Source organism: Pseudomonas sp. G(2018) (genome assembly GCF_005502415.1).
Classification (GTDB): domain Bacteria; phylum Pseudomonadota; class Gammaproteobacteria; order Pseudomonadales; family Pseudomonadaceae; genus Aquipseudomonas.
In genome coordinates this window covers 78,918-102,087 of the sequence record NZ_SCOO01000020.1, presented here as the reverse complement: position 1 = coordinate 102,087, position 23,170 = coordinate 78,918, and the positions used below count along the sequence as shown (strand labels likewise).

Annotated in this window: 17 protein-coding genes; 5 read left to right on the top strand and 12 right to left on the bottom strand. The window is 55.1% G+C overall.

What is annotated here, in order from left to right:
• Positions 1 to 135: integrase core domain-containing protein (locus tag FFS64_RS19195; RefSeq protein ID WP_171017041.1), on the top strand; the 135-nt coding region annotated here is incomplete at its 5' end.
• A gap of 660 nt (positions 136 to 795) precedes the next feature.
• Here the strand turns inward: FFS64_RS19195 and FFS64_RS19185 are convergent.
• The gene (locus tag FFS64_RS19185) at positions 796 to 2,052 is read right to left on the bottom strand and encodes a hypothetical protein (RefSeq protein ID WP_137806716.1); all 1,257 of its coding nucleotides are present in this window, start codon (positions 2,050 to 2,052) and stop codon (positions 796 to 798) included.
• Positions 2,053 to 2,374: 322 nt separating this feature from the next.
• Here FFS64_RS19185 and FFS64_RS19175 point away from each other — a divergent pair, with 322 nt between their 5' ends.
• Both FFS64_RS19175 and FFS64_RS19170 read left to right on the top strand, forming a co-directional pair.
• On the top strand, positions 2,375 to 2,584 hold the full coding sequence (locus FFS64_RS19175; RefSeq protein ID WP_137806714.1) for a hypothetical protein: 210 nt from the start codon (positions 2,375 to 2,377) through the stop codon (positions 2,582 to 2,584).
• A 61-nt stretch (positions 2,585 to 2,645) separates the two neighbouring features.
• The gene (locus FFS64_RS19170) at positions 2,646 to 3,263 is read left to right on the top strand and encodes a hypothetical protein (protein WP_137806713.1); all 618 of its coding nucleotides are present in this window, start codon (positions 2,646 to 2,648) and stop codon (positions 3,261 to 3,263) included.
• A gap of 314 nt (positions 3,264 to 3,577) precedes the next feature.
• On the opposite strand, the gene FFS64_RS32230 is transcribed toward FFS64_RS19170, so the two are convergent.
• The 4 genes from FFS64_RS32230 to FFS64_RS19155 form a co-directional block, all read right to left on the bottom strand.
• A complete protein-coding gene (locus FFS64_RS32230; RefSeq protein ID WP_372242177.1) occupies positions 3,578 to 3,907 on the bottom strand; it encodes an SH3 domain-containing protein in 330 nt (109 codons plus the stop codon).
• Positions 3,908 to 5,231: 1,324 nt separating this feature from the next.
• Positions 5,232 to 6,158 (bottom strand): MurR/RpiR family transcriptional regulator, encoded by a 927-nt coding sequence (locus tag FFS64_RS19165; RefSeq protein ID WP_137806721.1) that lies wholly within the window; start codon positions 6,156 to 6,158, stop codon positions 5,232 to 5,234.
• A 70-nt stretch (positions 6,159 to 6,228) separates the two neighbouring features.
• Positions 6,229 to 7,341, bottom strand: coding sequence for a succinylglutamate desuccinylase/aspartoacylase family protein (locus FFS64_RS19160; RefSeq protein ID WP_137806720.1), 1,113 nt, complete (start codon positions 7,339 to 7,341; stop codon positions 6,229 to 6,231).
• A gap of 58 nt (positions 7,342 to 7,399) precedes the next feature.
• Positions 7,400 to 8,176, bottom strand: a complete 777-nt coding sequence (locus tag FFS64_RS19155; protein ID WP_137806712.1) for an ABC transporter substrate-binding protein — start codon at positions 8,174 to 8,176, stop codon at positions 7,400 to 7,402.
• Positions 8,177 to 8,513: 337 nt separating this feature from the next.
• Here FFS64_RS19155 and FFS64_RS19150 point away from each other — a divergent pair, with 337 nt between their 5' ends.
• Complete coding sequence (locus FFS64_RS19150; RefSeq protein WP_256660492.1) at positions 8,514 to 10,229, top strand: cyanophycinase; 1,716 nt, start codon at positions 8,514 to 8,516, stop codon at positions 10,227 to 10,229.
• 733 nt (positions 10,230 to 10,962) lie between these two features.
• Here the strand turns inward: FFS64_RS19150 and FFS64_RS19145 are convergent.
• The 6 genes from FFS64_RS19145 to FFS64_RS19120 all read right to left on the bottom strand — a co-directional run bounded on the left by FFS64_RS19145 (position 10,963) and on the right by FFS64_RS19120 (position 21,148).
• On the bottom strand, positions 10,963 to 11,622 hold the full coding sequence (locus FFS64_RS19145) for a carbonic anhydrase (protein WP_137806711.1): 660 nt from the start codon (positions 11,620 to 11,622) through the stop codon (positions 10,963 to 10,965).
• Between the two features lie 405 nt (positions 11,623 to 12,027).
• Positions 12,028 to 13,401 (bottom strand): transposase, encoded by a 1,374-nt coding sequence (locus FFS64_RS19140; RefSeq protein ID WP_137806710.1) that lies wholly within the window; start codon positions 13,399 to 13,401, stop codon positions 12,028 to 12,030.
• 618 nt (positions 13,402 to 14,019) lie between these two features.
• The gene (locus tag FFS64_RS19135) at positions 14,020 to 15,438 is read right to left on the bottom strand and encodes an efflux transporter outer membrane subunit (protein ID WP_137806709.1); all 1,419 of its coding nucleotides are present in this window, start codon (positions 15,436 to 15,438) and stop codon (positions 14,020 to 14,022) included.
• A complete protein-coding gene (locus FFS64_RS19130; protein ID WP_137806708.1) occupies positions 15,431 to 18,607 on the bottom strand; it encodes an efflux RND transporter permease subunit in 3,177 nt (1,058 codons plus the stop codon). The genes FFS64_RS19135 and FFS64_RS19130 overlap by 8 nt, the downstream gene beginning before the upstream one ends.
• An 82-nt stretch (positions 18,608 to 18,689) precedes the next feature.
• Positions 18,690 to 19,865, bottom strand: a complete 1,176-nt coding sequence (locus FFS64_RS19125; protein ID WP_137806707.1) for an efflux RND transporter periplasmic adaptor subunit — start codon at positions 19,863 to 19,865, stop codon at positions 18,690 to 18,692.
• 74 nt (positions 19,866 to 19,939) lie between these two features.
• Positions 19,940 to 21,148: an MFS transporter gene (locus FFS64_RS19120; protein ID WP_137806706.1), complete on the bottom strand. Its 1,209-nt coding sequence runs from the start codon at positions 21,146 to 21,148 to the stop codon at positions 19,940 to 19,942.
• Positions 21,149 to 21,329: 181 nt separating this feature from the next.
• On the opposite strand from FFS64_RS19120, the gene FFS64_RS19115 reads away from it, so the two are divergent.
• Complete coding sequence (locus FFS64_RS19115) at positions 21,330 to 22,214, top strand: LysR family transcriptional regulator (RefSeq protein WP_218571088.1); 885 nt, start codon at positions 21,330 to 21,332, stop codon at positions 22,212 to 22,214.
• A 237-nt stretch (positions 22,215 to 22,451) separates the two neighbouring features.
• Here the strand turns inward: FFS64_RS19115 and FFS64_RS19110 are convergent, their stop codons facing one another.
• Positions 22,452 to 23,030 carry a CGNR zinc finger domain-containing protein gene (locus FFS64_RS19110; RefSeq protein WP_137806704.1) on the bottom strand — a complete coding sequence of 193 codons (579 nt, stop codon included), beginning with the start codon at positions 23,028 to 23,030 and terminating at the stop codon, positions 22,452 to 22,454.
• Positions 23,031 to 23,170 lie beyond the last annotated feature (140 nt).

The window sequence follows — 23,170 nt, the reverse complement described above, 5'->3', positions numbered from 1 at the left end:
CCCAAGCCGGATCGAGAAACGGCCTTACGCAACCTGGCAATTGCCTTCGAACACTACAACGAGCAGCATCCGCACAGCGCTTTGAACTATCGCTCGCCGAGGGAATTCAGGCGCTTGGCAGCAGCATCAATTTAACAGGGAGTTGGTGTCCGGTTTTGTAGGGGCAAGTCCAGTTTCTGTCATCAGGGTGGCGAGAGAGTGGGCAGCGAAAAAAATCAGGAAGCTGCGCGAGCGGCTTAGATGCGGTCGATGCAGTTGATAAAATTAGGACCCCTGTAGTCACCCTGCGTAAAGTCTATCGGGAGTCGACGCGAGGGTAAACAACGAATGTTTGTGTGATCAATCCGCTAGAGGTAAATCGCACAATGTTTAACCTAACTAAGTCGTAGTCTTGCGTGATGTGCCCTGTCGTGAAGGGGCTAGCTGTGTTCGACCACTGAGCACGCTTGCGATTGAAAAGGAGTTGCCGGCGGTGTGAAACCGTATCGGATCGGGTGCAGCCCTTGATGACAGGCAGAAATCGGCCAGAAGCGGGCATTCGATTGAAGGGCTGCAGTCGGTCAGAAGAGAACGTTGGACACATTGATGGCAATAGGTTGTGCCACCGATGTTGCTTTCGAATCTAGAAGGGCACGGGGCTTACCGTCGCCCTTGCCGTGTTTCTCTGGCCGGTGTCACGCTTGCCGCGACCAGCCCTAAGCTAGACAAGGATTGAAAGGTCGACCGGGAACATATAACCCAGGCTTCATTACGCTTTTTCTACCCCCTGGTACTACTGCGGGATAAACCGATACGTTATGGTGTATTTTCAATTTCCAGGATCATTATCACTCTCTTTACAATTTCGATTTTTTCTAAGGACGATAGGAATCCTTGGTAATAACCGAAGTTATTATATTGCTTTATTTTTTCGTCGATCTCAACTAGCTCGATCAATCCATCTAATCCGTGATACTCTAAAATTTCCTGGGTGATAAAAGACATACAATAAATTGTTTCGCTATCGATGCGAGCTACAGTCATACTCCAGCTATACCTTGCGTCATCATTCCGTTGCAATATGATGAATTCATCATTCTTTGCGGGCAAGCAGCTTATTTCCTCTGTGTAAGCGAACCGTTGTAGTTCGATCAGTGCCTGATCAGATTTGTCGGTGGATGGCCGCGCCATTTTTGTAATGTTTTTATTTTTTGTTTTTTTCAATTGGTCACGCAAGTCTTTATTTATTGCATCTTGTATTTCATCAAAATTCGCCATGGCAAATTTAAACTCACCCGGGCTAATCATATTCTCTTGGGTGGTTTCAAGCGAAACAAATACATCCTCTTTTTTTATGATCGGTTTTACTTTTCGTATTATTAGGGCGCTAATGGATAGCCATTGCACGCTCAATGTCAAATGAAACCCGTCATTTAGTGCCTGGAAAAGTTCATGCGCCTCCCGCACTCCTTTGTTTATGGCCTCTAGCGTAATGGACAACTGAACATGGAATACCTCACCTTCTTTTAGAGGTATCGGGAATTTACAATCAATTGGCGCGACTTCAATGATGGCGATGTGATCCAGTGATGAGCTGATTTTTTTAAGGCTCAACATTATAGTCGGGCTGTTGCCGATGTTTGCGAAATGAACATTTAAATTTAAAACCGCATAGTAAACTCCAACTGCCATTGCATCTTGTTCAATATCTTTTTTCGTCCACACTCGAAAAGCTGGCCAAATTGTATCGGCATGCTTAAACACCAACAATCTGTCTTGCTCGAAGTTTAAGCTCTCAAGCATCCATTCGCGAAAATCAACTTCGCTCAACAAACTGCTGCTCACTATTGTTGTATTATTTTTGTCCGATGCCTGGGCAATCTTAATTAATCCACCTCTCATTCTTGCCAAAAATTGAGCGCACATGGCACCGATGCCCGCTCCGAGGATGCTTGCGAGAATGGTTACGGTAGAAGAATCCTCACTCATAATGAAAGCTCCTGCTGATTTACCGCCGAAATCGAATAAACTTAGCATAGCTTTCTTCTGCGGAAGATTTGAAGTAGTCAGCACATCAACCCCAGGTTGCGCTGGGTCTCACGCTGAAGCCGGTTGCTGGACTGAACGCGATTCAGGTAGACGTAGATAGAGTGAGTCAGCAAGATCGCGGAATGGTAGGACGGACTCCACCGTAGCCCCGACCGGCCTAGCCCACCTTGCTTTATCTTTTCATCTTTGTAGCAATTTTTAAGCAGGCTTTCACACAGACCCGACACGGGCACTACCGGTTCTTTGTTTGTCGCGTTGGGGAGTCGACCTTGCCTGGGAAAAGGCTGTAGTAAGTCACCCTCTCATCATTCGACTGCTACGCTGAATCCTTCACGGAGGATTCGCGATGCGAAATTCAGACCTGCTCCCTTCACTGCCGTTCAAGATCAACGAAAACCAACTCGCCCTTGAGGCTGCCATCATGGAGCTTACGCTTTGGGTCGAGCAGCGAGGAGCGACTGAAGTTGGTGGAAACGTACGCGGCGCACTGCAGACGATTGACAAGAACGAAGAGTTTATCAAGATGACACTCGCGGTCCTTCTTACACCGGAGTGACCCGGACCGCATGCCGTAACTGAACACCCTCGCCCCTCAGCTTAATCGTTAGGTTACTCATATGACCGTTCCAGAGCTCGTGAAAGTTAGCCTTGATAAGGAGCAGATAAGCCGTCTAAAGGCTGAGGCAACTCGAGGCAAACCCTATACCGATCGAATTAGTATTGCTCTAGCATGTCGGCTTCTAAATTCATCAGATCCAAGATTTAACCCTTTTGCCGTTCTTGATGAAATTGATTATCTAGAAGGCATAACGAAAGCCTCACGAACGAAATCAGAGGCTCAATTCAAAAAACCACCACTCTTCCCTTTTTGGCATAAGCATTTTTTCTCTGCACAACATTTAATAAAAAACGTTGGCATTCGATGGAATATGCTTAACGGCGGTAATCGAGATTTGGACAAAATGATTAATGATGTTGTCATTCAATATGGCGAAGATCAAAATTCTTGGCCAGGCTATCTAGCTCACCAACTCGTCATTGGCGGACTCACCGACCGCGCTGAAAGAGGTCTAACTGGCGATTGGCTAATATATGCCAAATACGAAAATAGTAATTATTATTTAGACTTAGCAACTCATGAGGAAGGTGTAGGAGACCAAGCTAATACTCTCTTCAAGAAATTAAAGAATGGTAGCCAATCAGAGTTTCCATTCTTGTTCTCTGTAGAAGTCTGACAATGCGTTGACTAACACCGCCGTTGAGCAGACCTCCTACAGCCTGCGCCGTCCGTCGGCATTTGGATAGGGATTCGAACCCCTTCAAGCCCTCATCAGGACCGCTCTAGGCCATCGAATAGGGGGGATTTCCCCGTGCGGACATGGCCGACAACGGCCAGTAAAGGCCCTGAATATGCCCTAATTTTGCCCTAAACCCTTCCCCCGCCAGATCAGTAGGTGCCATATGGTGGGGTCAAGGGCGTCGAAAATTTCTGTTCGAAAACTGACAGCTTTCGGCCAAGAGCGACCACATACTGCCCCTGAACCTCGATCTACTTCCTGATTTTTTTTAGAAACTTAGTAGAAACATACCCCTTTATTAGAAAGCCTTCATGCTCATATGTAACGTAGAGCCAAGTGCGGTCTTCCTTTCCTAAGACAACTACAGGAGCATATTTGGGTAGGGTTAAAATCAAATCCGATTTCATTCCGGGCGCTACCCTCAGCCGAACGTTAGAACCTATGACAAGACGAACATCTCCGGGCTTGCCAGCGAGGTTGGAGCTTATGAAGCGCCTTAGGTCGGCGAAAGAATGCGTTGGCGGGATGCGTGCATTGATATCTACCAAGCCCGTTCGTATGGCCTCCCAATCAGTCAGCACAGCCAGCGTCGGCGCGATGCAAATCAGCCATAGATATAGTAGCCAAGTAGGGATTTCAGAAATTATTGGCCGTGCACTAGAGTCGGGATAAATTTCGACGGTGAATAAGTCCACAGTCGACACCGCATCTTCAGTACTAGCAACAACTTGGTCTGGTCTGTCCGCTGATCTGTGTACCTCTCCACTCTTAGTAGAGCGAGCGACAAGCTCGCTTACCAGAGCGTCGAAAGTCAGACTTGCAGGTAGCGTCTGTTGAGCGAATAGGCTCAAATGAAAGTTGTTACTCCAAGCCTTAGCCTGTTCGACGATCAGCTTCAGTTGAGTGCTGTCACCGAAAGCCCTGGCCTGTTCAGCGATCTGCTTCAGTTGAGCGCTGTCACCGAAAGCCCTGGCCTGTTCAGCGATCTGCTTCAGTTGAGTGCTGTCACCGAAAGCCCTGGGTCTCCGTTGCCGGCTGGTTCATGGGCGAATTCAGCGTACGCAGGTGTCGTCCGGATAGGTTGAACACCTATCTTGGGATTTCGCTCTGCCAGATGGATCACATTGCGTGGACGAGGTGCTGATCTCGATTTTGCTGGTACTTTTTGTGTCGATCATGAGCCTCTCTCCGCTTTTCTTGTACAGAGAAATGTCTCTTGTATAGCTTTTTTAAAGAATAGAAGGCGTGCTGTACAAGTCAATTTTTTTGTACAACTATTTCCTGGTTGGCCGGCTCAGGAGTACCTAGTCGGGGCTAGATCCTCTTCGCATGAGACAAATCCTGTCTCCTTCGGATGGCTTCGCGGGTTGTGGTGAGGGTATGCAGTTTTTGGCGCATGAGCTGCATTGTCCGAAAAGAAGCTGTTAGCACGCGTTTTTTCTGACAACCCTGAGAAATCGTCTCAGGGGACTGTTTACCAACGTGTAGTTAGGTAAGCGCAACTGCTGAATAGTTGAGTCTGAAGGCGTGTATCTATCACCAGAGGAGCAGGTTTGCGACAACGTGAAAGAACTCTCTAAAGACATATATAATTTTGACGGGTGCAACCGTCGAAAGTGCCAGTGATCATTCTATGAGGGTTGCGCTAAAGCAATGGGCTACTTTAATGTTTCAGTGCTCAATAATATTTTAGGTTTTTATAAAATTACTCTGTGTTGTGGTTTTTTCAAGATGCCTATACCAAAGAGGGGTATAGGCTCCTTTGTTTATCTTTGCTGAGGTTGTTTGTTGGTTGTTTGTATTTTAAATGTTTGGCTCGGGGTGGCCTATATTTGGCCTGAATTACTCGTGTTTTGATCAAAGCCAAAAATATCGAATGTCGCTTAATTTATCCGCTTTCGAATTTCAGCGTGCAAGTCGTCGTTTTTTGATGTTTGGTTTTTTGTTTGTAGAGATGTGTAAATAGGAAAGTACACTTTCGGTTAGCTCAGCCGATAACTTGACTGCTTCCCTATTGCGAGTCATTACAGCAGCTACTAGTCCTTCAATTAGTGCTAGAACGGACGAATTTGAACTAATCAAGACCGGATGGTTCGCAGCAGCGAATAGAGTGTGATGAGCAATATTGGTCAGAGGCGAAGCCGGTGTATCGGTGATAGCAAGCACCGACGCACCGCGTTCTTTAGCAAATTTCGCCAATTGGAGCGTGTCTTGGGAATAACGGGGCAGCGAGATCGCTAGTAGTACGTCTGACGACGTGATAGACGCTAGTCGATAAGCAGCATTCTCGTTACCACCTTCCATGCTGATTGCTTGGGCATCAGCGATAAATGGAATGAAGTTAGCGGCAGCAAGCCCCGCCATATAAGCGCTGTTTCCAAAGCCTAGGATATAAATTTTCCGAGCATTGATAAGAGAACTGACGAAGACCTCGAATACTGCTGTCGGGTTGTTTGTGTTGGTCGTGCTCAGATTACTGGTTGCGAGTTGAAGTTGTTCGGTCAAGCCGAACTCGCCCGAGGGCCGATGGGCCATCTCATTGCGCAATTTGTCGACAGGCGAAACCATGTCTTGCAAGGTCGCAACCAGTTCGACCTTCAATTGCGTATAGCCCTTAAGGCCTATGGCGCGCGCAAGGCGATTGACCGCTGCCGGTGAGGTCAGAGACTCCTGGGCCAGTTCTTCGATGGTCAGCGTCGCTGCCTTGAGTGGATGACGCAGGATAAAGTCAGCCACCTTACGCAGCGAAGGTTGTAAATCCGGTGCGGCCTCGGCGAGGTTGCGCATGATGGGGGCTGTATACACGGTGGCATTGCGAGGAGGTTGGAGCATAGGGTGGGCCGGCCTGTCGATCAGTTGCACCAGTGTATCTGAAGCGAGCGGATTCACGGGAGGTGTTGCCTTAATCGGTCAAGAGGCGCCCATGACGAATGGGGTCGCTACCGGTGACCTTGGCCAGCCAAAGGCCGGGCTGAGCAAACCGCAGGCGCTCACGGGCATAGAGCACGCCGTTGGTGGTAGCGCAAACACGTGTATGACGGTCAGTGATTGGATCGAAAACTTCAAATAGCGCGTCACCTTTGTTGACCCGCGCACCTAATGGTTCCAGGAATGAAACGACTCCCGCGTGGGGTGCATAAGCATACTGCGCCCCTGCAAAAGGCGTGGCTTCACAGTACGAGGGTGGCATTTTTGGCCAGTCGCCGCTGATCATCTTCAGGTCACCCAGGTACGCCAGAATGACTTCTGCATGAGCTTGGGCAGCGAGGTGACCGGTGTCCGCCATACCCCCCAGTTCTATGGTCGTCGCCATGCAAGCCAGCGGAATGGATGCGTCTGGAAATTGCCTGGCCAACTGGAGCCAGGGGGTGGAGCATGCTTCGTCAAAGGAATCGCCACCGGCCGCTTTGGCCAGTAACGCCGCGCCGGCGCCGAGGCGGTTTGCCAAGGGCTCGAGTGAGTCCCAAAGCTGTGGCAGGCTGTAAAGCAGAAGAATGGACTCAAAGTCGCAATGCAGATCGAGCACCACATCCGCATCACAGGCGTGAGTCAGTAACAGGCGTTGCAACCCTTCCAGCGTCGAGTTCGCTGGGGGCAGCTCGTTTAGCACTTCGTGCATGGCTGCTCTGATGACCGCCACATTATCCCTGGCCTTGCCGTTCAGGCGTCCGGTCACCCGGGCAGCCACGGGTTCGCCGAGTGACGGGAAATCCCGATTGAAATTCTTGCCGCTGGCAAAGTCGAATCGCCCCTGATGAGTGGCTTGAAACATCTGGGATAACCCGATGGGATTGGCCACCGGAACCAGTTCAATCGTCGCGTTCAGCCGACCTTCTTGCTCCAGCTCGCGCAGACGCTTTTTCAGCTCGACCGCTACGCGCATGCCTGGCAATTCATCCGCGTGCAGCGAGGCCTGAATGTAGGCTTTGCGAGGACCACTACCAAAACGGAAAACCGACAGACGTCGTTCGATACCCGGGCTGCCCCAGGGCAGCAAGTGCTCAATGTGTTGCATGAAGAGTTCCTGAAGAAGGCAAGCAGGAGTCGCTAAAACACGACTCCTGCGCAAGTGATCAGCCGCCGTAGATGTCGTAGTTGAAGTACTTGCTTTGAATCTTCTGGTAAGTCCCGTCTGCGCGAACGGCGTCGATGGCGGCATTGAGTTTTTCAGCGGTTGCGGAATCGCCTTTACGTACCGCAATACCCGCCCCATTGCCGAAGTATTTGTTATCGGTGAAGTCCGGGCCTACCAACGCGAAACCCTTGCCTGCGTCGGTTTTGATGAAGCCTTCATCGATATTGACGATGTCGGCAAGGGTGGCGTCCAGGCGTCCAGACGCCAGGTCAAGAAACGCTTCACCCTGGGAGCCATAGCGCACGACTTCAATACCCGCCGCGGCGAATTTGTCACTGGCATAGCGATCGTAGGTAGAGGCGCGCTGAACGCCCACCCGCTTGCCTTTGAGGTCAACCAGCGGGTCGTTGACGACGGTACCGGCCTTCATCGCCAGTTTGCCGGGAGTGTGGTAGTACCTTTTGCTGAAGTCGACCGATTTAAGCCGATCGGGAGTGATCGACATGGAGGAGAGGATCGCGTCGATCTTGCGTACCTTGAGCGACGGGATCAATCCGTCGAACTGCTGTTCAGTCCATACACATTTGACCGCCATTTTCTCGCACAGCGCATTGCCGATGTCGTAGTCGAAACCGGTGATTGCGCCGTCTGCTGTCTTGGATGCGAAGGGTGGATAGGCCGCTTCGATACCGATGCGCAGTGTCTGTTCTTCTGCCGTCGCGAATGCGCTCATGGCGGTCAGCGCCACGGCGCCGAGAAGTGTGATTGTTTTCATTTTATTACTCCTTATAGCGGGTATCAGAGAGAGGAACGGGTCGACGAGCGCGTATGGCGTTTGCTTGGGATCGGTATTCGTCACGCCACCAATGAAACGATTATTTTCACTGAATGTAAAATAAGAAAATTATTAATCCAATGTGGCTAGGCGAAAAGTCATTTACGACTATCGTTTAACTAATTGAAAAATAACGGTGAAAATTTAATTTTTACGAGAATTCGAATTTTTTAGCTCAGATCAGAGGTCTTGATCAGTCAAAATATGCGGCGTATAAGCTTTCACTTGGAGTGAGTCTGATAGAAAAATTTTCAGATCGACGCCGTCAGGATCGGCTGTGAAGCCAGTGATGTTCTCCCCACAAAAAGAGCAAATGCGGATGAGCAAAGTGAGAAAGGGCAGGGTGTTGGTCGCGTTGGCTATCGCTTCTTCAGCGACGTCGGTGCTCGCGGATGGCCATTTACTGGCGGTAGGGGGCATGCTGAGAGCCAGCAATTTGCCCGTGTATCACAAATTCGTGGATCTGGCGGGCGGGTCTGGTGCGGCGAGGATTGTAATTTTCCCCACCGCCAGTGGCAGCCTGGGTTCAAGTAAGCGATTCCAAGCCGAGCTGGTGGCGTTGGGTGTGCCGGCTTCTCACGTCACGATTGCGTCGATCGACAGCAAGAATTACGCACAAACCATGAATGATCCCGAGGCTGTCAAACCGATCACTGAGGCAAGCGCCGTATGGTTTGTTGGCGGCGATCAAGCGCGAATTGCCAAAGCATTGTTCAACGCCGATGGGAGTGATTCGCTGGCGATGCAAGCCGTGCGCAAAGTGTATGAGCAGGGCGGAGTAATCGGTGGCACGAGCGCGGGGGCGAGTATTCTCGGCGCACAGATGCCGACGGCTTATGGGATTGTCATGGACACGCTGGACTTCGGTGTAGCAAAGTCAGCCGGGCAGCGTGGTGCGGCATTGCTCAAAGGGTCTGGCTTGTTCAAGGCCGGGATAATCGATCAGCACCTGGATCAGCTCGAAGAGACCAGTACCGGGCGAACCGCGCGCATGGCCAGTTATCTGGCAGGCAACCCGGGTGACAAGGGTTTCGGGTTGGATACCAACACCGCCATGTGGGTAAAGCCTGACGGTCAGATCGAGGTTATTGGCGAAGGTTATTTGACGGTGATGGATGCCAGCCATGCGACTAGGCAGTTCGGGGTCTACGGAACTGAACTGCATAACGTGCAGCTCGCGATGCTGGGCAACGGCGATCATTACAACCTTTCGACAAATGCAGTCTTACCGGCTGAAGGCAAGGAGGTCATCAAGCCGGGCGATGAGTATCTGGTGGGTAACCAGCTGATTACAGACCTATCGGCAGTGGCGGCAATGCGCCGGGCGGTGCTGTATGGTCTGGCGGACAACACCGCTAGTCGTCAGACGGGATTGATGACCCGGTACAATCCTGCCAATGGGTACCATTACGGGTACCGGTTTGATTTCACCAAAGCCCCAGGTTTTGTTGCACACAGCAAGACTTATGACTCATTGACCAACTACACCGCACAGGGCGTGAGTCTGGACGTTACGCCGGTTGACGCGAGATTGAGACCAGCGCAAAAAAGCGTGCCCGCCGACATCCCGGCCAATCAAGCATCCGATGCAGTGCGTGCGGTGGTTTTCCGCGGGATGATGACGTGTAACGAGGCCAATGCCTTTGAGCCGGCCCGTGCAATTACCCGAGGAGAGTTAGCCAACACCTTGCAAATGACGTTGGCCGGTGAGGTGAAGGTCGACAAAAGAATAGTCTTCACTGACTTGCCAGCGGATTCCCCTTTGTTTGATCAAGCCGAGATTGTGGTTTCCAATGGCTGGATGAAAAGTGGACCGGCGTTCGAAGCGAACAAACCGGTTACCCGGGAAGAGTGGCTTGAAGCCGCCAAGGTCTTGGCTGCTCAAGGTCGCTTCACAAAGGTGGTGCCCGAGTCGAGCAAAGCGTCGACCGTACGCCGTGATGAAGTGGCCGATCTGATCGCCCGGGCTTACGGTTTTGGAGACAAATCTTGACGTCGTCTGTTTTTCGGCCAAGTAGCGCATGCGTGCTGACTGAACGAACTGATTCCTATGCGCCTCGACCAGATTGAGATTTTTGCGCTCTCTAACCTGTTTGCCGGTGAGGAAATAGGCTCGGCTTCGGCAAAGAGTGATAATCCAATGTTTCGAGTGATTGCGCGCGAGAAAACCAACGCGGGCTTTACTCGATCATTCAGTGTTCGTTAGAAGGGCGATGGGCAGATAAGATCAAGGAGCGTTGCTGGATATTCGATCATGCTTCGCTGAGGCAACAGGGCGTTTTTGTCTGCTGGCCCGATGACAACCGGACTTTGTGTTTGGAGGCATTCAGTCATGAAGGCGAATGGCCTGCGGAACTTTTGCCTAAGAAACTTTGATCTGCGGATTGTTTTTTTTATGCTGGTTGCAATATTACCTTTCGTCTTAACTGCTGTCGTTGCTGTATACGCTTGTTAACTAAGTGTGCGGCAGACGCTTAGCCGCGTGGCAGACTGTATGAAGACGACACGGATACCAGTCAATTGCATCGGATTTGATCAGCAAGAATCGTGAACATAACCTACAAATAACGACCCAAAGCCGACTGTGATGTCAGGCGGCTTTGGGTAGAAACAGTCAGCTGATCCAATCCGAAACTTGCCCGATAGTGACAATGCGGTTTCGCTGACTTTAGCTGGGGCGAAAATATTCCGGAAGTAATGCGACCCACCTCACTCGTATGTCGCCATTACATCTGTTTGCCATTGCGGGCAGCGATCGCGACGGTGGTCGGCGAATCAGCAAGAGAAACGAATTGTCGTGTCGCGCCATCAAGCGCATCGATGCAACCCGCCTCGATGTCGTAGACCCAGCCGTGCAGATTCAAGCGCCCCTGCTCGAGTGCGAGTGCCACCGATGGGTGCGTACGCAGATTCGCCAGTTGCGCGATCACGTTTTCGCGCACGAGGCCGTCGAGCTTCGCGCGAGGCGTGTCGAACTCATGCGCCGCGTTGATTGCTTTCGCGGCGTCCGAGTGACGTAGCCAGTTAGCGACCGCTGGAAGATGGTCTAGACACGTGCAGCGTGAAATCGCGCCCATTGCTCCGCAGTCCGAGTGGCCGCAGATCACGATGTCCTGTACGCCCAGCACTGCGACCGCATATTCGACGGTAGCCGAGACGCCGCCTGGTTCGGGACCATACGACGGCACAATGTTACCGGCGTTGCGAATCACGAATAGCTCGCCCGGTTCGCGCTGTGTTAGGAGTTCAGGCACAACACGACTGTCCGAGCAGGTGACGAACAACGCCTTCGGATTTTGTGTCGTCGCGAGCTGCCTAAATAGCTCGACGCGTTGCGGATAAACCTCGCGCTGAAAGCGTAGAAAGCCATCAATAATGTCACGCATAGAGTCCTCCAAACCCGAATGCCGAATGCTGGCACGAACCTTCCATATGCCATCGCGCCACTGAGGTCGTCATTATCGCAGACCTCCTAGGCCTTGGCTGTATTTGATCAACTATGGACCTCGAGCCGCGACCAGTGCGGCGGATGTCCGAAGCACCCTGACAGCCTCCGTTTATTTTTCGCTGCTTTTAAAGGCGGGCGAATCGGTCCTGCTTCCATAAACGCTTTCGAACGACCGCTTCTGGCCGATTCTGTTGAAAAAGTCGGATTTTCAGTTCGCCTGAACTCAGGCACGGCCATCAGCGGAGAACCGACCCACCACATTGAGTGGTTTTTCGACCCTTCGTTGACCTTTGCTGCTCTGTTAGTGGGTTGGTTTGAGGTTTTTTGCTTAGTGCAGACGCACCTATCCCGTGACCGGTGGCCCTTGAGAGGTAAATTTGGCCAGCCGGCGCAGGTTCTGCACCGCGGCGGCCAGTGTGAATTCATCAGTCGCGCCACTCATGCCACGTAGTCGCAAACGATCCAGTTTCAGGATGCGCTTGAGGTGGGCAAACAACATTTCGACCTTTTTACGTTCGTGGCGAGAGCGCACGTACTGCGCCGTCGCTGCGATGCGCCGTGCCACATCACGAGCGGCTTCATGGACGCTGCGAGCGATCTTGCGGAACGCGGTATTCGGGCAGCACTTGGCTTTCATCGGACAGGCAACGCAGTCGGTCTGCCGAGATCGGAAGATGATGGTGTTGGCTTTCGTGACGTGCGAGCGCTCGTTCTTGAAGGCTCGCCATTCGCTGCGTAATGCGTTGCCTGCCGGGCAGAGGTATTCCTCAGCCTCTTCATTCCAATGGAAATCGTTGCTCGAGAAACTGTTGTTCTTGCGCTCGGTTTTGTCCCACACCGGCACATGCGGCTCGATGTCTTTTTCCTCCACTATCCAGGCCAGCATCGGCGCGGTTCCGTAAGCGGTGTCGCCAATAAGGCGTTCCGGCTTGATGTCGAACTGCGCCTCGACCCGGTCGATCATGATCTTGGTGCTCTCGACCTCGGCCGTGCGATGAGCCGGTGTGGGTTCCACATCCACGATGACGCCGTGCTCGGTATCGATCAGATAATTCGTGGAGTAAGCGTAGAACGCTGGGCCGCCTGGAGCAGCTGTCCAGCGGGCCTGAGGATCGGTCAGTGATAAACGCTTCGGCAGCGTTTCGGCCAACGCCTCTTCATCGAGTGCCTCAAGGTACTCACGCACGGCGCGGGTGCTCAGGGCCGGATCGCTCCAGTTGACCTGTTCGTCACCCGGTACGCCGCGCTGCCGACTCGCATCCGCTTTGATGATGCTGGCGTCCACGGCAAAGCCTTCACCTTTGACCAAGCCTGCGTCCATGCAACGACGCAGCACCTCATTGAACAACCAGCGAAACAGATCGCTGTCCCGGAAACGGCCGTGTCGGTTCTTGGAAAAGGTCGAGTGATTGGGCACTTCATCTTCAAGGCTTAACCGGCAGAACCAGCGATACGCCAGGTTCAAATGAGCCTCTTCGCACAACCGCCGCTCTGAGCGAATGCCGTAGCAGTAGCCCACGATCAGCATGCGGATCATCAGTTCAGGATCAATCGACGGACGCCCAATCGGGCTGTAGAAATCGGCGAGGTAATGGCGCAGGTCGCTCAGATCGAGACACTGATCAATGCTGCGCAGGAGGTGATTGGCGGGGATGTGATCTTCAAGGTTGAACGAGTAAAACAGCCGCTCCTGCCCACTCGATAACTGTCCCATCATGCTGCGTGCTTCCCTGCTGGCCGATGCGAAGATTTTGCCGCAGGCCAGACAGGGGAGCTACTTTTTCAACAGAATCGGCCGTTTTCTGCCTGTCGCCACCATCTGAAAAAGCCTCATAGCTGACGGTGGCGACAGGCAGAAATCGCCCTTAGCAGTCACCTGTCTTTGCACTAACGCCTTGATTAGAGTCGGCCACGGTCCTGCTGATCGGCGCCTTGGGGTATGCCCTGGACGCGGGGGCGCGTTCGTTGCACCGAAAGGTGGTGCACGCCTGACCAACACCGTACTCCCAGCAACCCCTATTTCAGGGAAAGCATCCCTTGCGATTTGTCACTCGCAATTGAAGCGAACGAAGGTGGACGGCTTTCTAGTCAACCACTCTGTCTGTCCATCAAGTTGACTACCTAAAATGGTGGCTTGCTTGCAGTGGCCCTTCACCACCTGGGCAGGATGCATGGAGGTCGTCTGTCTAATGCCACATGATGCGCAAAAGGCCCCGTGAACATAAACTCACGGGGCCTTTGAGTTACACAGATCAGTCAGACCGGGATTATCTGTCCCCTATTGTTCCTCTAGGGAGCGGTTTTTGCGTATCTGCAATAAGTTGAGGTTTGCTTTCTAGCCGGTAACCGGGGATTCCGGAGCTCCAGCCAGTGACCGGTACACGTTCACCATCGCCAGCACTACTTCCGTCTCACTTTGCACCAGCCTGTTACGCATCGCGGTCAGCTCCTGCTCGGCAGCGAGCAGTTCGTAATAACCGATAAAGCCCCGCTCATAGCGGTCGCGTGCCTGTGCAACCGCTTGCGTGGCGGCGTCGGTAGCACTTTGCAGCAACGCTGCGCTCTTATGCGCCTGCTGATAACGCAACAACCAGGTTTCAGTTTCTTCCAAGGCCAGTAGCACTGTCTGCCGGTAGTCGGCCAGCAACTCGGCGGATTGGGCATCAGCCGCATCGATGCGCGCCTGCACCTGGGCCCGATCGAGGAAGCTCCAGTCAATCCCCAGAGCCACGCGACCTGTACTAGCACCGCCAGTAAACAAGTCTGAGCCATTGCCGGCCATCGAACCTATCAGACCGTCTAGGGTAAAGCGCGGGAACAGGTCCGCACTGGCAACGCCGATACGGGCGCTGGCTGCGGCCAAGCGCCGTTCGGCAGCCTGAATATCCGGACGGCGCCGCAGCACGTCACCGGGGCTACCTGCTGCTATTGATGGACGACTGGCCGGCAGATCTGCAGCGACCTGTAGCAGAGGAACCAAAGCGGTCGGCGTTTGCCCGGTCAGCACCCCGATGCGATGCATTTCTGCGCCGATACCTGCTTTCAACTTCGGAATCACCGCTCGGGTGGCGTCCAACTGAGCGCGAGCCCGGACCTGATCAAAAAGGGTGCCGCGGCCAGCGTCCAATCGCGCGCTAACAATATCCAGCGATGCCTGCTGCAAACTGACATTCTCTTCGGCCACCCGCAGCTGTTGCTGTAAGCCGCGTAGCTGGAAGTAGCTGCTGGCCATCTGGCCGGCAAGCGCTACCTGCAGTGTCTGCCGGTCGGCTCCCGCCGCCTGCAGTTCGGCCTCGCTGGCCTCAGTGGCGCGGCGCAGTCGCCCGAACAGGTCGAGTTCCCAGCTCAGCGCGACACCTGCCTGATACAGCTCCACACTTCGCTCATCAAGCAGGGGGCGTTCCACTTCCGCCAGCCGTTGCCCGGAAACACCGGCGCCTGCCGTAACACTCGGCAACTGATCGCGGCGCGACCCGCGCAGCTGCGCTTCGGCCTCCTGATATCGCGCCAACGCCGCTTGCAGGCTCTGGTTTTCAATCAGAGTTTGCTCAATCAAACTGGCTAGCAGAGGGTCTTCAAACCCCTGCCAGAAAAGCTTCTCGTTGCTGGCCACAGCTGTGTCTGGGGCGTCAGCCGGTGCTTGATCGTTGGCAAAGTGTTGTAACTGCACCGGCTCCGGGACCTGGTAGTCCGGACCCACTGCGCAGGCACTGAGCAGCGTTGCCATGGTAAAGAGTCCTGCCAGCTTACTCATGTGCCTCTCCTTGCAATTCTGCATCTGCCGTTTCCGGCTTATCCTTAAAGCGCTTGGCCAGCGCCCTCAGGGCAACATAGAACACCGGGGTCAACAGCAAGCCGAATAGCGTCACGCCAATCATTCCGGTAAACACCGTAATGCCCATGGCGTTGCGCACCTCGGCACCCGCTCCGGTCGCCAGCACCAGCGGCACGACACCAGCGATAAAGGCCACCGAGGTCATGATGATCGGGCGCAGACGCAGGCGGCTTGCTTCCAGTGCTGCGCTGACGGTATCGCGCCCCTGCATTTCCAGTTCGCGAGCAAATTCGACGATCAGGATCGCGTTCTTGCATGCCAGCCCCATCAACACCACCAATCCGACCTGGACGAAAATGTTGTTGTCGCCACCGACCATCCATACTCCGAAAAGCGCTGCGAGCAGACACATGGGTACGATCAGAATCACCGCCAGCGGCATCACCCAACTTTCATACAGCGCCGCAAGCACCAGGAACACCAGCAGCAAAGCCAGCGGGAACACCACCATCGCTGCATTGCCTTGGGTCACTTGCTGGAAGCTAAGGTCAGTCCATTCCAGCGTCATGCCGGGTGGCAACACCTTATTCGCCACGGCCGTCACCGCGGCCAGGGTCTGCGCCGAAGAAAGTACGGTCGGATTCGACTGGCCAATCAGGTCGGCCGCCGGATAGCCGTTGTAGCGGATCACCGGGTCGGGCCCAAAACTCTCGCGCAGCGTCACCATGGTGTTGAGCGGCACCATTTCGTTTTTCGCGTTACGCGTATAAAGGTGGTCGAGGTCACTGGGGTTGTCACGGAACCGCGCATCCGCCTGGGCCATCACCCGGTAGGTGCGGCCGAACAGATTGAAGTCGTTGATGTACTGCGAGCCGAAGTACAGTTGCAGGCTGGCGAACAGATCATTCAGCCGCACCCCTTGGGCCTTGGCCTGCATGCGGTCTACATCGGCATCCAGTTGCGGCACGTTGGCCTGGTACGAACTGAACGGGTAAAACATGCCGGGCGTTTCGCTCAGCGCCTGGGCCAGCTTGTTGGTCGCAGTCTGCAGTGCGCCGTAACCGGCGCCGCGCCGATCCTGTATATACAGCGAATAACCCGCGCCTGCGCCCAGCCCAAACACCGGCGGCGGCATAAAGGTAATCGCGAAGCCTTCGTTGATGCCGCCCAACTGGGCGTTGAGGTCATCCGAGATCGCCTGCGCGGTACGCTTGCGCACTTCGAAATCTTCGAACAGAACAAACACGGTGCCTACGTTAGGCGTGTTGGCCCCCTGCAGCGCATTGAAACCAACCAAGGCCACAGCGTGCTTTACCCCTTCGGTCTTCAGCGCCATTTCGCTGACTCGCCGGGCAACCGCTTCGGTCCGGTCCAGCGATGCCCCTTCGGGTAAGCGAATAGTGCCGATCAGGTAGGTCTTGTCCTGGGTCGGAATAAAACCGCCAGGCACCTGGGTGAACATCAACGCGGTACCACCGAGCAGCAAGAGATAGACCCCGAAGACCAATCCCCGACGGCTCAGGCTACGTCCAACCAGCGACTCGTAGCGCTGCGCATAGTGCAGGAAGAACCGATTGAATGGACGGAATATCCAGCCAAACAGGCGGTTGATGACGCGAGCCGGCAGATCTGGCGCTGCACCGTGCGGTTTCAGCAAAGCCGCCGCCAGAGCGGGTGATAGCGTCAGCGAGTTGATCGCCGAAATAACCGTGGCGACGGCAATAGTCATCGCGAACTGGCGGTAGAACTGGCCGGTAATACCGTCCAGAAATGCCATGGGCACAAACACCGCGCAGAGCACCAGGCTGATGGCCACGATCGGCCCGCTGACTTCACGCATCGCCTGATGCGCGGCGGCCAGCGGCGCGAGGCCGGCCTCGATATTACGCTCGACGTTCTCCACCACCACGATGGCATCGTCGACCACAATACCGATGGCCAGCACCATCGCGAACAGCGTCAGCGTATTGATCGAAAAGCCCATCATCAGTAGCACCGCAAAAGTACCGACAATCGATACCGGCACCGCCAGCAGCGGAATCAAGGACGCCCGCCAAGTTTGCAGGAACAGGATCACCACCAGCACCACCAGCGCGACCGCTTCAAGCAAGGTAATGATCACCGCCTTGATGGAGGTACTGACAAATACGGTGGGGTCGTAGACCACTTCCCAGCTTAAGCCTTCCGGGAAATCCTTCTGCAGTTCGGTCATTTTCGCGCGCACGGCGGCCGACACATCCAGCGAATTGGAGCCCGGGGCCTGGAAGATCGGAATGTCTACCGCCTGACGGCCGTTCAGTAATGCCCTCAAGGCATCTTGCGAAGGAGCCAGTTCGATGCGTGCGACGTCCTTGAGAAGCGTGACTTCGCCTTTCTTAGCGGTTTTCAATACGATATTGCCAAACTCTTCGACAGTCTCCAGGCGGCCCTGGGCGTTGATCGAAAGCAGCAGGTCCGAGCCATCCGGCATCGGCGGCGCGCCGATCTGCCCGGCCGACACCTGGATGTTCTGCTCGCGCACGGCTGCACTGATATCGCCCGCAGTGACGCCCAGCGCAGCGGCGCGCTGCGGGTCTATCCATAAGCGCATGGCGTAATCGCCTGAACCATTCAGCCCCGCCCGGCCCACGCCGGGAATGCGTGCCAGTTCGTCACGGATATGCAGTACCGCGTAGTTGCGCATATAGGTGGCGTCCAGGCTGTCGTCCGGCGAGATCAGGTGCACCGCCATCATCAGATTCGGCACCTGCTTCTGGGTGGTTACACCCAGTTGGCGTACATCTTCGGGCAAGCGCGGCAGCGCCTGGGATACCCGGTTCTGCACCTGCACCTGCGCCTGGTCGGGATCGGTGCCCAGCGCAAAGGTCACGGTCAGCGCCAGGCTGCCATCACTGCCGGCGACTGATTTCATGTAGATCATGTCCTCGACGCCGTTAATGGCTTCTTCCAATGGCGTGGCCACGGTCGCGGAAATGGTCTTGGGGTTGGCTCCCGGATAGCTGGCGCTGACCAGCACGCTGGGCAGCACTACCTCGGGGTACTCACTGACCGGTAACAGCGGAATGCTGATCAACCCGATCACGAAGATAATGATCGACAGCACCGAGGCAAAGATCGGTCTGTCTACAAAGAAACGCGAAAAATTCACGGCAACAGTCTCCCGGAACGCGTCCGGAAGACGCGTCCGTATCAGTCAGATAAAGAAACGAAGCTAATTGAGCGCTACTGCCTCACGGCGCTTTCGCGGCTACCACCGGGTCCGGGGTCCGGGGTACAGGATGCGGCGTGCTGCGCATATCAACCGACTGCGGCACCACTTCGATGCCGGGGAACAGGATCTTCTGCAACCCTTTGACCACCACACGCTCGCCTGCGGCCAGACCATCGGTAATCACCAGCAGACCATCGACTCGACGGCCGGTTTTGACAACGCGCCGCTCGGCCCGATTGTCCTTACCCAACACATAGAGGTAGCGGCGATCCTGATCGGTCATCACTGCTTTCTGATCGACCAGCAATGCGGCACTGGCTGAAGCCACCGGCATTTCTACCCGGGCAAACTGCCCCGGACGCAGGGCGCCGTTCGGATTAGCCACCTGCGCGCGGTACTGCAGGGTGCCGGTGCGGGGGTTGTACTGGTTATCAATAAAGTCGAGCTGACCTTCGAAGGGAAAGTCGTCTCCACCCGCCAACCCGATACGCACCGGCACGCCCTGACCGTGCGGATTGTCCTGCACAGTCTGTTGGTCGCTTTCGAAGTAAACGTAGAGCGGGTCGACCGATACCAGCGTTGACAGCAGGGTACTGTCCGCCGTGGCCAGATTGCCACGGGTCACTTGGGCACGACCGATACGACCGTTCACCGGCGCCTTGACCTGGGTATATTCCAGATCCAGTTGCGCGCTTTTTAGCGCTGCGGTAGCTGCATTGACTGCTGCCTGAGCCGTGCTCTTGGCCGCAATGCGCTGCTCGAACTCCTCGCGGGAGATCGCCCGGCGCTCCCACAGTTGTTCAGACCGGGCAGCTTCACTGCTGGCCAGGGTTAATTGGCTGCGCATACGCGCCAGTTCGGCCTGGGCCAGTTGCTCACGGGCTTTGTAGGGGCGCGGGTCTATGACGAAGAGCACGTCGCCCTCGCTGACTAGCTCGCCTTCTTCAAAGCCGACCTGATCGATATAACCGCTGACCCGCGGCCGCAGCTCCACCGTTTGTGGCGCCTCGACCCGGCCGCTGAAGGCACCCCAGAGAGTCACGCGTTCGGCCTGGACCTCGGCGACTTCAACTTCTGGCTTTGGCGCTGTGGGTGCGGCTTTGTCTTGGCCGTGGGAGTCGCAGCCAGCCATGAGGGTCGGCAATAGGGCGCCAAGCAGAGTCACTTTGGCGGCCTTGAAGGTGATTGCTTGCATGTTGTTCTCACTTCCCGTCGGGGGATCACTGATCTGAATCGTTTTGGCTGCTTTAACCCGTGCGCAAAAACAGACTATTTACGGGGTTGTAGCAGCGTCAGTACGACGGTCGACGAAGCAAGGATGGCGGTCAGTGTGATAGGCCCCATGGCGCCATAAGTGTCCACGACATAACCGCCGACAACCGCGCCGGTTGTGATGGCGACCTGGAAGGAGGTGATCATCAAACTCCCCGCTGCCTCCAGCGAGTCGGGCGCCGCACTGGACAAGTTGATCGGCAGCACCACCGGCGCCATACCGAAAGCTAGACCCCACAGCGCAGCGAAGACGAAGGCGACGTCCAGGCGCATTCCCCAAATGACCAAAGCGAGCGCCGCAAACGCCATTAGTACTGCGGTGGTCATGACGGCTGTGTGGATATTGGTGTCGGCCATGCGGCCACCCACAACATTGCCAATGACTGCGGCGATACCGAAACCGAGCAGCGCCAGAGCAATCGGCCCGGTTTCAAGGTGGGTAATCTGTTCGAAGAAGGGGCGCAGATAGACTGAACCTGCAAAATGCCCTGTCATCAGTAGAAGGATGGCCAGCATGCCCAGTTGAATACCGCGCCGGCGTGTCAGCCCCAAGACATCGCCCAGACTGTTGCTGGTGGATGCAGGCAACGCCGGCAGGGCGAGCCACTGCATGACCATCGCCAACAAGGCAAGCCCCGCGGTCATGGCCATGGCGCTGCGCCAACCCAGCCAGTCGCTGATCAGTGCCCCCATCGAAGGCGCGGCAATGGTGGCGAGCGAGACACCGAGGGTGACGATCGACATCCCCCGCCCCGTCGCATTGGCACCCACCAGCCTCGCGACGACGGCAAATGAAAGCGCCCAGAACCCGCTGAGGGCGATCCCCAGCCCGGCCCGGCCTATCAGTATTTGCCAAAACTCGGTGCCCACAGCAGCAAGCAGGTTGGAGAGGATCGCCAGGGCCATGAGCCCCATCAGCACTGTCTTGCGGTTCAACTTGCCGATCAGAACATTGCTCAACAGGGCCATCACGGCGCCGACCGATGCCGTGGCCGTGACAACCTGTCCCGCCGTTCCCTCGCTGATGCCCAGATCGCGCGCCATGGGCGTCAACAAGCCCGCCGGCAAAAATTCGGCTGACACCAAAGCAAAGCTGGTAGCCGCCATAGAACTGACTGCAAACCAGGTTTTCAGACTCCACCTGGTTGGCGCCTCGGTATCAAGGTTTAGCAGCTCACCATCGAGCTGTAATGTTTTGTCAGTCATTGAAATTTTCCAAGATTTTCAAGTCGTCGGGAGATGTGAAAAGCCGAGGGGATTTCGGCCAGCACAATGTAGACACTCTCAACTTGGAGAACTAGACTGCCGATTAACAAGTCAGTATCTCGAAAAATGAAATTTAAGAGTCAGTATTTCGGAAAGTGAGAATATGGATCGGATAGAAGCCATGGGTGTTTTCGTCGCTGCAGCAGAGGAAGGAAGTCTTTCAGCCGCAGGGCGGCGACTGCAGATGCCACTTCCCTCGGTCAGTCGCAAGCTGGCTGATCTTGAGGCTCACTTGGGCGTTCGGTTGATGACCCGGTCGACGCGGCAATTGACGCTGACTGATGCGGGGCGAGACTACTTGGCCGCGTCTCGCGAGATCCTGGATCGTGTGGCCGAAGCCGAACGAACAGCGATCGGCGGCAGCATGAACCCGAGGGGTGAGTTGGTCATTGCCGCACCTTTGATGTTTGGGCGCGAGCATGTCCTGCCGATTGTCTCGGAGCTCTTGAGTCGGTCCGAAGATATGAATGTTCGCCTTGTGCTCAGTGATACCAACGCGAACCTGCTGGAAGAAAACATCGATGTGGCCGTGCGTATTGGAGCGCTTCCCGACAGCGGCTTGACGGCCAGGCAGGTAGGCGAGATCACCAGGGTGGTGTGCGCCAGTCCCGCCTACCTTGAGAAGCATGGGACACCGAAGAGCCCGTCCGATCTGCGTAACCACGAGTGCGTGACCTTCTCGGGCCTCTCGTCATCGCAGGCATGGTCTTTTTCCAGCTCTAAGGGCACGACGCGGGTGCCGATCCGCTCTCGCTTATCCGTGAACACCGCCGATACGGCGGTGGCCGCCGCCACGAACGGCCTAGGCATCACCCGAGTACTTTGCTATCAGGCCGCTTCCCAGTTTGCGCAGAACTCACTGGTCCGCCTCTTGAGGGAGTACGAACCCACGCCATCTCCGGTGAACTTGCTCTATGCACACCAAGGCAGGCTGCCAGCGAAGACGCGTTGTTTCTTGGCGCTTGCGACCGAACGTCTCGAACAAGTGCTGATTGTGAACAAATAGGTTTTAGGGCGGTGCACCGCGCGCTTACTTCCCCACATGACTGAGGTAGCCGCTACTTGCGCGCTTAAGTTTATGTTTGGCCACATGCCGGCTCCGGTGACGAACCGAGCCAACGCTCCAACCTGGCGTCGACAGATGCCTGCGCCTCGAGATCTTTCATGGTCGGTGTTGTACTCAACCGGCCCATAGTCAAGCGGTCCTGTTCAGCCGATCCGCCATTACCAAGGTAAAGCGGCATCACTGCTGCTTGCGTTTGCGGAACTCGGCCACCTTATGCCGATTTCCGCAAATTGCCATGCTGCACCAGCGTCGGCGATGGGACTTTGTGCGGTCATAGAACCAGAGCACACAGTCCGGATGTTCGCATTGGCGCACCAGATTGAAGTCTCCTTCCACAAGCAACTGTGCAGCCGCTTCGGCCAGAGGCACCAGATACTGCTCGGCGGTGGTTGTTGTACGCACTTTCTCTAGCCGCATTTCTCCGTTTGCCGAACAGTCCAACCGCAGGTGACTGGGCGTAGCCAGGAAGCGATTGAGCACTTTCGGCGATCCCAGGCCTAGCGTCTTGCGCTGCTCCACCAAACCACGCACCGCTTCGCGCAGGGTCAGTGCCGCTTGTAGCAACTCGCCCTTGGGAAAGTGTGCATCGGGTAGGTCCCAGCCAGTGCGGACCAGCCAGGTTCGGACATCCTCGTCGCTGCGCCAGAACTCCAAAGGAGCACCGTCCATCATGGCCAGGGTGTTGAGCATGTCCAGCACTGGGTGGTCGGCCAGTACGAAGGGTTCGAGGGGAGGCGAAGGGACGACGGTGTTCATGATCATGCTCTAAAGGTAACTGGCTGAATGGTAACCCTTCAAATCGCAGGTGAATAGTTACGGAGAATAGACCGTAACCATTTCTAGCCAGTTGACAGGTTACAGCTTAGGTTCATAATTGGCGTCGTATGTAACCCATA

What these genes read in the sequence shown, in the direction of transcription:
- FFS64_RS19140 (WP_137806710.1), bottom strand. Translation starts at nt 13,401, where the DNA reads ATGATGGGACAGTTATCGAGTGGGCAGGAGCGGCTGTTTTACTCGTTC.
- FFS64_RS19160 (WP_137806720.1), bottom strand. Translation starts at nt 7,341, where the DNA reads ATGCAACACATTGAGCACTTGCTGCCCTGGGGCAGCCCGGGTATCGAA.
- FFS64_RS19165 (WP_137806721.1), bottom strand. Translation starts at nt 6,158, where the DNA reads ATGCTCCAACCTCCTCGCAATGCCACCGTGTATACAGCCCCCATCATG.
- FFS64_RS19120 (WP_137806706.1), bottom strand. Translation starts at nt 21,148, where the DNA reads ATGACTGACAAAACATTACAGCTCGATGGTGAGCTGCTAAACCTTGAT.
- FFS64_RS19155 (WP_137806712.1), bottom strand. Translation starts at nt 8,176, where the DNA reads ATGAAAACAATCACACTTCTCGGCGCCGTGGCGCTGACCGCCATGAGC.
- FFS64_RS19145 (WP_137806711.1), bottom strand. Translation starts at nt 11,622, where the DNA reads ATGCGTGACATTATTGATGGCTTTCTACGCTTTCAGCGCGAGGTTTAT.
- FFS64_RS19115 (WP_218571088.1), top strand. Translation starts at nt 21,330, where the DNA reads ATGGGTGTTTTCGTCGCTGCAGCAGAGGAAGGAAGTCTTTCAGCCGCA.
- FFS64_RS19135 (WP_137806709.1), bottom strand. Translation starts at nt 15,438, where the DNA reads ATGAGTAAGCTGGCAGGACTCTTTACCATGGCAACGCTGCTCAGTGCC.
- FFS64_RS19175 (WP_137806714.1), top strand. Translation starts at nt 2,375, where the DNA reads ATGCGAAATTCAGACCTGCTCCCTTCACTGCCGTTCAAGATCAACGAA.
- FFS64_RS19110 (WP_137806704.1), bottom strand. Translation starts at nt 23,030, where the DNA reads ATGAACACCGTCGTCCCTTCGCCTCCCCTCGAACCCTTCGTACTGGCC.
- FFS64_RS19170 (WP_137806713.1), top strand. Translation starts at nt 2,646, where the DNA reads ATGACCGTTCCAGAGCTCGTGAAAGTTAGCCTTGATAAGGAGCAGATA.
- FFS64_RS19125 (WP_137806707.1), bottom strand. Translation starts at nt 19,865, where the DNA reads ATGCAAGCAATCACCTTCAAGGCCGCCAAAGTGACTCTGCTTGGCGCC.